The sequence below is a fragment of the uncultured Treponema sp. genome (genome assembly GCF_934725225.1).
Lineage (GTDB): Bacteria > Spirochaetota > Spirochaetia > Treponematales > Treponemataceae > Treponema_D.
Genome location: NZ_CAKVAM010000003.1, coordinates 358,103 through 370,756 on the forward strand (window position 1 = coordinate 358,103; position 12,654 = coordinate 370,756).

At 42.4% G+C, this 12,654-nt stretch carries 10 protein-coding genes; 3 read left to right on the top strand and 7 right to left on the bottom strand.

The window, feature by feature from the left end; all coding sequences use genetic code 11:
* The 6 genes from Q0H92_RS06635 to Q0H92_RS06660 all read right to left on the bottom strand — a co-directional run bounded on the left by Q0H92_RS06635 (position 1) and on the right by Q0H92_RS06660 (position 9,288).
* Entirely contained in the window at positions 1–1,044 is a 1,044-nt protein-coding gene (locus Q0H92_RS06635; RefSeq protein WP_296013144.1) for a DNA cytosine methyltransferase, read from the bottom strand.
* Positions 1,041–1,907: an NgoPII family restriction endonuclease gene (locus Q0H92_RS06640; protein WP_296013146.1), complete on the bottom strand. Its 867-nt coding sequence runs from the start codon at positions 1,905–1,907 to the stop codon at positions 1,041–1,043. Before Q0H92_RS06640 ends, Q0H92_RS06635 begins: the two co-directional genes overlap by 4 nt.
* Positions 1,908–2,298: 391 nt before the next feature.
* The gene (locus Q0H92_RS06645; protein ID WP_296013148.1) at positions 2,299–4,779 is read right to left on the bottom strand and encodes a carboxylesterase family protein; all 2,481 of its coding nucleotides are present in this window, start codon (positions 4,777–4,779) and stop codon (positions 2,299–2,301) included.
* Positions 4,780–5,096: 317 nt separating this feature from the next.
* The gene (locus tag Q0H92_RS06650) at positions 5,097–6,182 is read right to left on the bottom strand and encodes a Fic family protein (protein ID WP_296013150.1); all 1,086 of its coding nucleotides are present in this window, start codon (positions 6,180–6,182) and stop codon (positions 5,097–5,099) included.
* 13 nt (positions 6,183–6,195) lie between these two features.
* Positions 6,196–8,004, bottom strand: coding sequence for a DUF262 domain-containing protein (locus Q0H92_RS06655; protein ID WP_296013151.1), 1,809 nt, complete (start codon positions 8,002–8,004; stop codon positions 6,196–6,198).
* Between the two features lie 162 nt (positions 8,005–8,166).
* Positions 8,167–9,288, bottom strand: a complete 1,122-nt coding sequence (locus Q0H92_RS06660) for an alpha/beta hydrolase (protein ID WP_296013153.1) — start codon at positions 9,286–9,288, stop codon at positions 8,167–8,169.
* Positions 9,289–9,619: 331 nt separating this feature from the next.
* Here Q0H92_RS06660 and Q0H92_RS06665 point away from each other — a divergent pair, with 331 nt between their 5' ends.
* The gene (locus tag Q0H92_RS06665) at positions 9,620–9,835 is read left to right on the top strand and encodes a hypothetical protein (protein WP_296013155.1); all 216 of its coding nucleotides are present in this window, start codon (positions 9,620–9,622) and stop codon (positions 9,833–9,835) included.
* Positions 9,832–10,245, top strand: a complete 414-nt coding sequence (locus Q0H92_RS06670) for a PIN domain-containing protein (RefSeq protein ID WP_296013157.1) — start codon at positions 9,832–9,834, stop codon at positions 10,243–10,245. Before Q0H92_RS06665 ends, Q0H92_RS06670 begins: the two co-directional genes overlap by 4 nt.
* Positions 10,246–10,436: 191 nt before the next feature.
* Here Q0H92_RS06670 and Q0H92_RS06675 read toward each other — a convergent pair whose 3' ends face one another.
* Positions 10,437–11,495: an alpha/beta fold hydrolase gene (locus Q0H92_RS06675; RefSeq protein ID WP_296013158.1), complete on the bottom strand. Its 1,059-nt coding sequence runs from the start codon at positions 11,493–11,495 to the stop codon at positions 10,437–10,439.
* A gap of 292 nt (positions 11,496–11,787) precedes the next feature.
* On the opposite strand from Q0H92_RS06675, the gene Q0H92_RS06680 reads away from it, so the two are divergent.
* Positions 11,788–12,651 (top strand): LysR family transcriptional regulator, encoded by an 864-nt coding sequence (locus Q0H92_RS06680; RefSeq protein ID WP_296013160.1) that lies wholly within the window; start codon positions 11,788–11,790, stop codon positions 12,649–12,651.
* Positions 12,652–12,654: the final 3 nt, after the last annotated feature.

Below are 12,654 nucleotides of genomic sequence, written 5' to 3' on the forward strand. Positions count from 1 at the left end.
TTATGCAGTTACCAATATTTTTTCAGTATTAGTATTTGTTGCAAATTCAACTTGATTTTCCAGTGTCTTTTTTATTGCAGTTGCGATTTCAAAGGCAAGGTTTACCGGCACTGCGTTTCCAATCATCTTGTATGCGTCGTCCACATTTTCATAGATGAACTGAAACGTGTCTGGAAATCCTTGAACTCTTGCAACTTCGCGGACTGTCATTCTGCGATAAAGGTTTTCTTTTTCTTTTACAAACTCGCATTTATTCAAGCCGACTTTCTGCATTTTAGGAGCCTGCGGATGCAACTGGCATTGACGACCGCTCGCCTGAACTGTAAAAGCCTGCTCATCCCAGGATTTTACACGGTTTCGGCTCATAAAAATCGGAGAATATGCGCCTGTAAAATATTCGTTATTGTTTATAGCGTCCGGATTTCTGTGATTTTTAGGCAAAGCAGGAACAGCGGTATCTTTCAAATCCCAGATAATATCCTTGAGACTGATTTTTTTGTCATCTTCTTCTGTAGAGCCTCTTGGAAACTGAAAATTTATATTCAAGTCGCTTCTGAATCCGATGTAGAAAACACGTTTTCGCTCCTGAGCAACGCCGTAATCTTTTGCATTCACCATTGTCAAAGAAACATCATAGCCGGCATCTTTAAAAAGCGTAAGAATATTCTGAACGGCTTCCGAATGTCGTTTTGCCAACATTCCGCTCACATTTTCTGCAAGGAAAAATTTCGGTCTTTTGTTTTTTAAGATTCTAATATATTCATAAAAAAGTTTTCCGCGTGGGTCGTCAATTCCACGTAAAGAACCGGCTTCTGACCAAGACTGACAAGGCGGACCTCCGATAATTCCGTCAATCTCATCTGGAAAATCCTCTTCTTTTATATTTCTGATGTCGCCACGGATAAGTTTTGTTTTCGGATGATTTTTTTCAAAAGTTGCCCAAATTGACGAGTCAAATTCATTTGCAATCGGAATTTCAAATCCTGCTTTTTCAAATCCCAAATCAAGACCGCCGCAGCCGCTGAAAAGACTTATTACTTTCATCTGGATTCCTCAACAAAAAAAGTTATGAGTTTTGCCTCTTTCAACTCAGCTGGATTGTTTGGATTTTTGATTCTTACATCTCTTATTTCAAGATTTGTATTGTTTCTTGCTAGTTCATATAATTCCGAAATATTTTCAAATGAATTAAACTTATCATCATTGATAATACACATAAAATTAAAAGTATTTGAAAAATTCTGCTCATAAACATAGTTGAAAACTTTGAACGGATTTTCAATTCCCCACATACCGCGAACCCGGAGATATGTTATTCCAAGAGGGTCAACTTTATTTATATGTCCTAGTTCCTTAGTCTTAGTAAATTCTATTCCGTCAATAGTTTCTACGCCTTCTTTTATTTTTGTTTTTATTCTTTCATAAGTTTCTTTTTCGGCGCAATAATCTTCGCCATAAACGAAAGCTAATGATTTCAGATAATCGCCTTTTACAATGCCAACCGCATAAATCATATCCCGGACAGTCCACTGCTCACATTCACGGCAGGCTTTGCTTATCATTTGGCTATCTGCATAGAGTTTACATTTTGGATAACTTGAATTAAGAGCCAAAGCGGCATTTTGATTTTCAATTTTCTTTACTTCGATTGCATCCCCAGCATTTCCGCCTTTCAGCATACTGTCAGGAGGATTTGTTTTATTTCCTAAGTAAGAAAAAGTTGAAGAAATAGCAACTGCTCGAGATTGTCCTTCCTCAAAATCCACAGTTCCTGCAAAAACATCTTTTATATATTCTTCAAGTGCATCGCCCATACTGTTTGCTCTATTTGTTCTGTCGCCTTGACGAATCAGTTTTATCTTTGGATTTTCAACCAAATTGCAGATTGCTGTTATAATGTTATTCAAAATATCCTCCAAAATTAATTCAAAACCACTATACACAATTTCTGGCAAAACTTCCATAGTATTTTTGAAATGAACCTGCCGCGAGTTTTTGCCTTGCAAAAACTCGGTAGTGAGCAAAGTCTGTGAAACAGACGACGCGAACGCACGTTAGGGATTGTAGGGGCTTGTAAAATAGGAAATGCGTCAAGAAAAATTGCGAATACTTGAAGCAATTTTTTAGCATTTACTATTTTATGAAGCGATAGCGTAACCCCGAAAAGCCCGACCCGAGCGGTTGTTGAGCTTGTCGAAACAGAGCGAGGGGAACGCCCAAATAAAAAAACTGGAGAAAGTCGTTGAATTTCTCCAGTTTTATGGTTCAACGCGAATGTTTTTGCATTCACGCCCGCTTCTATTCCCAGCTGTATTCAGGGGCTAGGAGCTGAATCAGTTTTTTGTCGTGGTTGCGAGCAAGGCGGGTGTTCTCGTCGAAAATCATTGTTGCGCCGCCGGCGTTTGTGTACGCTTCCCACTTCAGATTAACAGTGCTAGGGTCGCCGTTTTTTGCGAAGGCAATCCATGCGTCAGACATTTCGTCCTGAACTTTTTTTGCCGCCGAGGAATCCGTGGTCTTTACAAGAGCCATGTCAGCGTTTGCAAACACGAACGGGATTTCCGCAGTGTGGACTGAAAGCGGACTGTCCAGAGCGAAGATGTACGAGTACACCGGGGATTTCTGCCGCGCCTTTGCCCTCATAATCTTTAGCATTGGAATTCTGATTACGCGCGAGTCAACATAGGCCGCCTCAAAGTCCTGCTTTTCAGGATATGCCGTCTTAAAAGCCGCAAGAACTTCATCCGCCTTTTCACCGTATTTTTGGGCAAGATGAGATTTTGTCTCGTCCGCGCCCATAGTGATTTTGCTTCCGCTGTTCCATGAAGCGTCGCCCATTTTCTGCATTGTCTCCCATTCGTTCAGGTTCGAGCCAATCAGAAGAGAGTATTTTTCGCCGTTCTTCGGGAATCCGTTTTTGCCTGCGATGTCGTCCGGGATAAAGTCGCCGTCAACGTAAGGCTCCCATGAAAGAGAATAGCCTTCTCCAAGAGCCGCAGGAATCTTGAATTCTTTTCCTGTCTGGTCAAGAGCTTTGTCAGAAGCCTGAACAAGGTCGGAATAAGGAACGCTCTGGAGCTTTTCAAATTCGTCTTTTTTAAGCCCTAGGTTTTCAAGTGTAAGCTCGGTAATGCGCTCAGCCGCCGCCTTTGGAGTCCAAAGAACGCCCATTGTCTCGGTCGCGCCGCTTTCAACAATTCCGCGCCTGAAAAGTCCGTTTGCGTAAGGGCTTTCCATAAGCGCAAGGACTTTTGCTCCGCCGCCGCTTTCTCCAAAAATTGTTACGTTATTCTTGTCGCCGCCAAAATTTGCAATGTTTGCCTTTATCCACTGCAAAGCCTGAACCAAGTCATAGATTCCGACATTGCCCGAATATTTGTACTCGTCTGAATAAGAAGCAAGATTCAAGTGAGCAAGCACGTTGAGCCTGTGATTCACGCTGACTACAACCACGTCGCCTCTTTTTGAAAGATTCTCGCCATCATAGAAAGGCTGCTCGATTGCAGAGCCTGCCATAAATCCGCCGCCGTGAAGCCATACGATTACCGCGCGTTTTTTGCTGTCTGCCGAAGGAGTCCAAATGTTGAGATTCAGCGGATTTTCGCTCATGTTGTCTGTTCCGGCAGTTCCCGGGCGGAAGCCTGTCTGAATGGCAATCGGACCGTATTTTGTCGCGTCAAATATTCCGCTCCACTTTTGAACCGGCTTTCCGACAGTGAACCTTTTTTCAACCTGCGTATAAGGAATTCCCTTGAAGGAATAGATTCCGTTTGAAACGCTTCCGCGAACCAAGCCGTTTTCAGTTTTTACGACTGCGCCGGAAGAAAGGGAAGCTGAAAGTTTTTTATATTCCTTCTCTGGAATCCGCTCAAACCACTGAACGCCAGTTTTTTCTGGATTTGTGTTCACCGCAAGATGTGCAAAACTTGAATTAGCGGTCGCACCGTGCCAGTGCCTTACGTTAGGAGGGCAGAACGCAACATCGCCCGGATGCATTACTTGAACGCTCTCGCCTTCAATCTGATGAAAGCCGATTCCGTCCGTTGCAATCAGAATCTGTCCGCCTGCGTGGGTGTGCCAGGCGTTGTAAGTTCCTGCGTCGAACACAACGTTATGGATTCCGGGCGCGCCTGCCTCGTTCGGTGTTTCAAGCACATCGGAAAGATAAGCCGGCCCTGAAAAATTCTGCGAGCTTAAAAGAGTTCCATTTCCGAACATGAATCTGTCGGCAGAAGTAAGCTTTCTTCCATTATATTCTTCTGCGTCAACATTCGCGTACCATTCTGCGCTCACATCCTCGTGAACATCTTTTCCGCTTTCAGCCTTCCAGTCCGCGTCGTAAATCACAATCTGCTGAAACCAGCTGTCGGGAGTCGCGCCGTGCCAGTGCTTAACGCCAGCCGGAATATGGAGAACGTCGCCCTTCTGGATAATCTGCGCTTTCTCGCCTTCCGCCTGATAGTAGCCGCGTCCGCCGGTAACAAGAACCTCCATTCCGCCGTGAACGTGCCAGCCGCTGTGAGAGCCTGGCGCAAAAGTTATGTTGTTCGTAACCGGAAAATTGTAAACCGAATCCTTTTGAATCAGATTCTTGAAATAAACAGTTCCGAAAAAACGCGCGCTGACATCGTCTCCAAGCGGAAAAGTCAAGTCGTTTTTCGATGTGATTTTTCCGCCGGAAGAAACGTCAGTTTTCGCAACATTTTTTGTGCTTGAGCAAGCGGCAAGCGAAAGTCCAAGAATCCCGGCAAAAGCCGCCGCAAGAATATTTTTCTTCATTGATACCTCCAATAAAAACTGAAATCCAGTTTGTTTTCTAAAAAGAAAATAACAGAAGCGTGAAGATATTTAAAATACAATGTTTTTTTAGTCAGTATAAGTTTTAGTTATGGAGGGGAAGGAAAAAATTCGATTTTCTATAATTTGACGTTTTTTATCTTTTTATTTTCTTGATTTTTCATTACAAAACCGCGCATAACTAAATAATTTTACTCATTTACTTATGCGTAAAATTATGAGATTTTAATCTTTTTAGTGAATCAAAATTGTTTTTTCCGCGAACTTTTGAATATTAAAATCGGCGAAATCGAATAGAACTAATTCTTTACTTTCCAACGCCCGTTTTTATCAGCTCCAACATGCTCTAATATATTCAAAGTCTGAAGCTTTGTCATATTACGACTGACAGTTTCTCTTGCAATACCAAGTTTTGCGGCAATCTCTTCCTGTAGTATTACAGGATTTTCCTTTACTAGTTCCAGAATTTTTTTCTGATTCTTAGTGAGTTTTACAGTGACGTTTTGTGTGATATTTACAGTGATGTTTTTCGCTGATTCTTCTGCGTATCTAATATGAATATATCTGTTTTTAAGCTCGTTGCTTTCGCCAAGTAATAAATTACGGAAGAATTTTTCAAGATATTCAGCATTCATATAAATGCCTTTGGTTATGTTTGTGTAATTTGCACGAACCAAGGCATTACGGAAATACCAGCTGTTTTTTTCGAAAGGCTCATTATTTACTTTAAAACCAAGCGAGTTCAAATATTTGATAGTAAAAACAGCAGTTGTCCTTGTATTGCCTTCTCCAAAAGGATGAATCTGCCAGATATTTGCAACAAATCTTGTAAGATGTTTTACAGCGTCTATCTTTGAAACTTTTGAATAATCAAAAGATTTTTCCTGATTAAAATCGTAATCAAGAGTCTGTCGAATCATGTCAGCATTGGCATACAGAACAGAATCTCCATCCAAAACCCATTCTTTTTTGGAGATATTGTAGTCCCTAAAACTTCCGGCTTTTACTTTATAAAAAACATCACTGAACAGACGACTATGAATAGAAAGAAGCAAATTCGGAGTAAAGCTAAAAGTTTTTTCAGATAAAATCTCACAAATGCGGACAGAAACCTGATCCGCTTCTTTTTCATCTTCGTTAATTTCTTCTCTACAAACTTTTGACTCGTAATATGAGAGTATAAGCTTCTTTGCTTCTTCAATTGTGATGTCGCCATCAATATTGCGTTTAGCAGTTTCGTACAAGTATTTTGATGGAGTAAGTCCGTCTACCTGCTGCAAACCGATTGCTGTCTGCCAGAGTTTACCCCTTTCCTGTTTGGAAGGTTCTGACTGGAGAATGTATGAATCAAAGTCTATTTCAAATGGGTTTTGTTCTTTCTGCATTACACTCACCTATTTACAGTTTCTCATAATATTCTCTGATTTTCTTAGCCATCAGTTTTCGTCTCTGTCTTAAGAAATCTTCATAGTTCTCATAAGTCAAGTTTTGGATTTCTTCAGGAATACAGTTATCTGCAAGATTTTTCCTAATAGCATCTTCCGTTTTTAAATTACCAATGCGATACTCACCTGTTTTGCATTGTTCCCAAACTTTTGTAAAATACTGACACGGTTCGTCTTTTCCAACTGCAATATTTGTTGTAGTATCAAGATAAGTAAAGTTTGCTACCTGGTTGTATTTTGATTTATCTTTTATACCATTATCAATCAAATACTGTTTTGGGAAGATATGATGAACATCGCCCATAGTAGTAATGAGATTTGCAAATTTTGAACCTTCGTTAAAAAGGGAATCGCTTCCTTCACGGCAACAGGCAGCCCAGAATACACAGAGAGCCGGACTATTTACAGATGAGGTTTCAAGATTCTGAACAAGTTCTACATTCCAGAATGTATCTCCAAGCGTCTTTTCAACTTCATAAAACCATGGTAAAAATCCTTTTTCTTTGATCCGGCGTAAATCCTGATCCATAGCAGATTCAGGAGAGGCAATGTAACGACCTGTAAGTGTGCTCATTGCGTACCAACGCTGAACATAATTCTTTACTTTTGTTTTATCGATTGAAGAATCATTCAAAAGACGAAGATACAAGGTATAAGCAAAATCTAAAGTAATACCTGAAGTAATCAGTTTTTTTACTATAAAGCCTGCATCTTTGATTGCAAGAATGAATTGCTTAAAGTTGTATGCGTTCATGTAATCAAGAACACCTATAGAAAGTTTTTTGAAAGTTTCTTCGGCAATTGCTTCCTTAAAGTCTTTTGTTTCAAAATCACGTCCCTGCAAAAGACTTACAAGATCTTTCATTTTTCCACGAGGATATTGAGACATAAAAGCAACTCGAAGCATATCGCTGTAGTCAGGATCATAAATATCTTCGTTATCGTCTTTAAGCCACTTTAGTTTTGCAGCGTAATCTGTTTTTGCAAAAGCCTCATCTTTAGTCATTTCAGGATACCATTTTGGATCAACTGCAAGATGACTAAAGTAATCTATAGCTTTACGGAGCATATTGCCACCATAGGTTTCATTTGCAGCAATACGACTCATGGCAAAGTCTGCTTGATTAAGTTTTGTTCCTTGGCTATTGATGCGAATAAAAATTTCAGTAACTTCATCAATACTAAGTTCTTTATCAAAAAGCTCAATTACACCAAGTTTGCGGTTTTTAATATCTAGCAGCTGGCTTACCTGTCTATCAAAATCTTCTACATCAACTTCAGGATTTGCTTCGCAGTAATTTTTTACGAATTTGAAAGAACTAAATCCACTTTGAAAAATTACAGAAACATCTGGAATCCATTTTTTATTTTTCAATATGGCATTATCCTGAACAGCAAAACAATCTTCATCATTTTTTGCAAAAGGATTATATGCAATCGCAATATGCTTCTTTTCAAAATCAGCATTAAAAACTTCAAGTCCGCTTAAAGCTGTCATCATAGCAGTTACACGCTGCTGACCATCAATCATAATTTTCTTTCCAATCGAAAGCGACCCATCTTTAAGTTTAAGATCCGGACTTTTTGAAATAATCAGATAACCGGTTGGATATCCTTTATAAAGAGAATCAACTAAATCACGAACCTGCTTCCCCTTCCATACAAATGGACGCTGAATTTCAGGAATTGCAATTTCATTTGATTTAATAAAATTTAAAATCTGTTCAACGGTGTAATCGTGTACGCTGTATTTTTCGGACATAAATCCCTCCCACCAAAAAGCAAAAGTCTTTAATATATACTTACTTTTAATTTTTCGGCAGAAAGAACTTTATTTTTTAATAAATCAGATTATTACTGTAGAATAGTCAATGCTTTTATTTAATCCTGCAGGCGGAATGCCAAAGCCCGCCTATTTCTCTTTCTACAATCTTTTTCCGAAGAATTCTGAAAGCTTGTTTGTCGCTTCGGCAACGTATTCACTCTTCCAGTAAGTCTTGATGTGGGATGCGCCGTCAATCAGGTAAAGCTCCTTGTCAGCTGTTCCGCTCGCCTTTTTGAAAGCGTCCTCTGACATATAAAGCGTGTCGGCGGCAGAGCCTGCAATCATCAAAAGCGGCTGGTTTATCAAGTCCATTCTGTCCTCAACGTCGAACGCCATCAGCTTGATGAAAGATTCAGTCGTGTAGCTTCCGGTTGCGCGCGGATGGCGGTAAGAAAGTCCGTAGTAGTCGATTCCGTCCTTGTAGAGACCCTCCGGCTGGCTTTCCATAATCTTGCGAAGCTCGTCGTCGTCCTTGTGAGGCGGCAAAAAACCTTCATAAAGAACGTTGCCCTTAAGCTCCTCGTTGCGCGCGTTGCTTGCCCTCAAAAGACGCTCCTGAACCGTGGCAATCTGCTTGTCGCCAAAACCGTTTCTTCTTACGCGGCCTGAATTGAACATTGAAAGAGTCGCAACCGCGCGGATTCTCTTGTCTGTCTGGCTTGCAGCAAGCGTGTAGCCGCCGCCACCGCAGATTCCAAGAGAGCCGATTCTTGCGCTGTCAACCTTCGGAAGCTGAACAAGATAGTCAACCATTCCGCTAACATCGTTGATTCTGTTCGCAGGCCAGTCGCGAAGCCGTGGCTCACCGCCGCTTGCCCCCTGATAGCTCGCGTCAGCCGCAATCGTGATATAGCCAGCCTCGGCAAGCTTCTGAGCGTACAATCCCGCGACCTGCTCCTTGCTTCCGCCGTTCGGATGGGCAACCGTAAGTGCAGGATATTTCTTTGAGTCAGATTCGTCATAGTCCGCCGGAAGATAAAGATTCGCCGAAATCGCAATTCCGTTCAAATCGTAAGTAACCGGGCGGATATTCACCTTGCCCTTGACATTTTCCGTAATCGCTCCGTCATAAACCAATTCCCACGGATTTCCATTAAAACTTTTCATAGCAACCTCCTTATTTCTTGTTTCCGCTGATTTTGTTGTGATGCAGGCAGAAAAACCCGCTGTGCCGATAACTGCCGCAGTAAAAACCGCAACATTCAAAAGTGATTTTTTCATGTGTACCTCCGAAAAATTTTATTAAGGACGTTCCAGTCGTTACGGTTTCGACAAGCTCAACCGCCGCGACCGTCGGCTGTTCCGCACTTCGCTAACCGCTCATCCGCTTCACTCACTTCGTTCGCTCCAGTGGACTGCTTCGCAGGTGCTCCATAGCCTAACGTTTTCTAAAAAAGAATATAAATCACACAGAAAAATATTTAAAATATAATGTTTTTTTGCTGAGCATAAGTTTTTGTTATAGTGAAGAAAATCCGTGCACATCTTTCTTTATGGAAAATTCCGCTTTTCTGTGCTATATTTATTTTAAAAGTTATCATAGGAGGAAAAAATGATTGTCGTTTCATATTCTGACTTTTTTGAAAATCCGGCAAAATTCAAAGACACGGCTTCACGATACGGACTAAAGGTCTTGCCTCAGAAAAAGCAGAAAAAAGTTTCCCGAAGAATTCAAAAAAAGCTTGATTCTCTAAATGCCGCAGTAGGTCTGATTCCAAGCGAAACCGATACTGAAAAAATCCTTGCTACTCGGAAATTAGAAAAATGAAAATCCTGATTGACACAAATGTAATAATCGATGTACTGAACAAAAGAAAAGATTTTTTTGAGGATTCTTTCAACGCATTGCAGACAGTATTTGAAAAACATCAGCCTTGTGTATCTGCCCAGACAGTCGCCGACACCGTATACATAACAAGAAAAATTTTTCAGGATTCAGCGCAACAAAAAAGTATCGTAGAAAATTTTTTCGCAAGCTTTAAAATTCTTTCTGTAACAAAAAAGCAGATAAAACAGGCGTTCAGCTCGCCGATGGCAGATTTTGAAGATGCGGTTCAGGCTTTCTGCGCGAAAAACGCAGGGGCGAAAATCATCATCACAAGAAATATTCAGGACTATAAAATTTCTCCTGTCAAAGCCATTACTCCAAAAGAATTTTTACAAAAATTTAAATATTGATCAGACTTTTTGCGTTAGGGATTGTAGCATCTGCGGAGCAGTTCCGAAACGAAGTGAAGGAATGAGCCGCGGTTAGACGGCGAAGTGCGAAAAGCCCGACCCGAACGGAGTGCTTGCACGGAGCGAGGGGAACGCCCAAATAAAAAACTGCCCCATAAGATTTCACAGGGCAGTTCAATTTTTCCAAGTCTCTACAGCTTCCGCGCTTTGAGCCAGTTTTCAATCAGGCCGGCAATCTGCTTGTTGTTTTTTTCCTGAAACATAAAGTGGCTGTTTCCTGTGATTCCCATTTTTGGCAAGTTCCAGACTTCCGCGTCGCCGCCGTCAGCACGGTAATGCTCGGCAAAGTCAAGCGCCTGATCGCGAACGTTTTTCCAGAACACGGTTGAATGAATGTCGCTAGGCCCGTTGTCGATGTAGTCGCCGAAAATCACTACCATCGGAATCTTCGCCTCAAGGAATTTCTTGTATTCCGCAGAGCCTATCGCCGGAGTTCCGCCCGGCTCAACTGCAATCAGAGCCGCCATGTTCTGAACGTCCGTCTGCCATCCGACTCTTCCGCCCTGTGAATGTGTAACGTAGACCGCCTTTCTTCCGGTGATTTTCGCGCTGTCGGAAAGGACTTCGCTCAACGCCTCGCCGAAGAGCTTTTCATCATACGCGCCTGTGTTCGGCGTCATCTGGCGGAAAAACTGGTTCTGCGCCTCGTCTCCTTCCGGAAACTGGCTCCCGTCGTAGCGTCCCGGAGCAACACGCCCGATTCTAAAGTGAGTATACCAGGCCTGATCACCCGGAAGATATTCGTTCGTCCTGTCCGCAAAAGTGTCGATGAATCCGCTTGACATAACGGAAGTGCTTCCGGCTTCCCCACGCCGCGGCTGGTCAACAAGAAAAACAGCCCGTCCGTTCCGCAAAGCAATGTCGCTCCAGCCCTCGCGCCCGTCGGGAGTTGTCATCCAGCCCATTCTGCTTTGTCCGTAGCCGTGCAGAAACACAACCGGGCTTGCCTTTTCCTTAGCCGGAACCTGATAAAGAACGTTCGCATGGTCAACGTGAGCCGTGTTTCCCTCGCGTGTCTTGGAAAGCCAGTTTGTCGTCTCGTCGTATTTTCCCGGAACCGGCTCTGTAACCGTTCCGCCCGAGTTGAAAATTCCCTGCTTTTTGATGCTAAGCGGTTTTGCATTAGGAGAAGCAAACGCAAAGCCCGCCATCAAAGCCACCGCAGCCGCCGTAAAAAGAATCTTTTTCATAGTTTCCTCCGTTGTTTGTTTTGATTTCAAATTTTCAGGGCGTTCCCCTTGCTTTGTTTCGACAAGCTCAACAACCGCTCGGGTCGGGCTTTTCGTGGTTGCGTGCTAACCGCACTCCATTGCTTCACTTCGCCCTGCTCCGTTCCGCAACGGCTTCGCCGCCACTACAATCCCTAACGCTTTCTAAAAAAGAATATAAATCAGGCGGAAAAATATTTAAAATATAATGTTTTTTTGGTCAGCATAACTTTTTCTTATGGCAAAAATCAAAAATCTGTGATATTTTCAAACTATGATAGAACTCTACGTTTTGAATGAGCTTGCCGCTTTTCCAAAGTACGGAACTCTTACGGCGGTGGCGGAAAAGATGAATGTGTCGCAGCCGGCGTTGAGCCGCTCCATGAAAAAACTTGAGGATGATTTGGGAGTCCAGCTTTTTGAGCGCGGAAAAAACAGAATCGTCCTGAACGAGAACGGAAAAATTGCCGCCGAGTACGCGCAGAAAGTCATTGAGGCGGAAGCTGTTTTTGAGAAGAAGGTGAAAGAATACGAGCAGACGCACAGAATTTTCAGTTTCGCCTCGATTGCGCCAATGCCGATTTCAGAGCTCACGCCAATTCTTTCGCAGCAGTTTCTGGGAATGACAATAAAGCACGAGCTAAAGGACAGCGAAAAGGAACTTTACAAAATGCTCGACAGCGGAAAATCAAAGCTGATTGTAACGCTCGCTCCTCCAAAGAACACGGAAAAATACGCGGCGGTAAAACTGTTCGAGGAAAACCTTTCATTCGTCATGCCGAAAAACCACAGGCTTGCGGGCAGAAAAGAAATCAGCCTGAAAGACCTTGCCGGGGAAAAAATCTTCATCTATAGCAAAATCGGATTCTGGTACAGAACAACAAAGCGCCTGATTCCAAACGTTGAATTCTTTGACCAGCAGAAATATTCCGCGTTCAAAAAACTCGTGGAAGTAGCAGACTTGCCGTCTTTCGCAACAAAATTTTCCGATGAAAGATGGACACTGCCGCAAAATAAAGTCCGAGTTCCAATAACCGACCCGGAAGTGAACGTAACCTACTGGTGCGTCTGCCTGAAAAAGAACGAGAACCAGCTCGCCGCGGCATTCTCGCAGATCCGCGCGATTTACGGGGAATAAAGA

Coding starts and splice junctions, on each gene's coding strand:
- Q0H92_RS06665 (WP_296013155.1), top strand. CDS start 9,620: ATGATTGTCGTTTCATATTCTGACTTTTTTGAAAATCCGGCAAAATTC.
- Q0H92_RS06655 (WP_296013151.1), bottom strand. CDS start 8,004: ATGTCCGAAAAATACAGCGTACACGATTACACCGTTGAACAGATTTTA.
- Q0H92_RS06670 (WP_296013157.1), top strand. CDS start 9,832: ATGAAAATCCTGATTGACACAAATGTAATAATCGATGTACTGAACAAA.
- Q0H92_RS06675 (WP_296013158.1), bottom strand. CDS start 11,495: ATGAAAAAGATTCTTTTTACGGCGGCTGCGGTGGCTTTGATGGCGGGC.
- Q0H92_RS06650 (WP_296013150.1), bottom strand. CDS start 6,182: ATGCAGAAAGAACAAAACCCATTTGAAATAGACTTTGATTCATACATT.
- Q0H92_RS06645 (WP_296013148.1), bottom strand. CDS start 4,779: ATGAAGAAAAATATTCTTGCGGCGGCTTTTGCCGGGATTCTTGGACTT.
- Q0H92_RS06660 (WP_296013153.1), bottom strand. CDS start 9,288: ATGAAAAAATCACTTTTGAATGTTGCGGTTTTTACTGCGGCAGTTATC.
- Q0H92_RS06635 (WP_296013144.1), bottom strand. CDS start 1,044: ATGAAAGTAATAAGTCTTTTCAGCGGCTGCGGCGGTCTTGATTTGGGA.
- Q0H92_RS06680 (WP_296013160.1), top strand. CDS start 11,788: ATGATAGAACTCTACGTTTTGAATGAGCTTGCCGCTTTTCCAAAGTAC.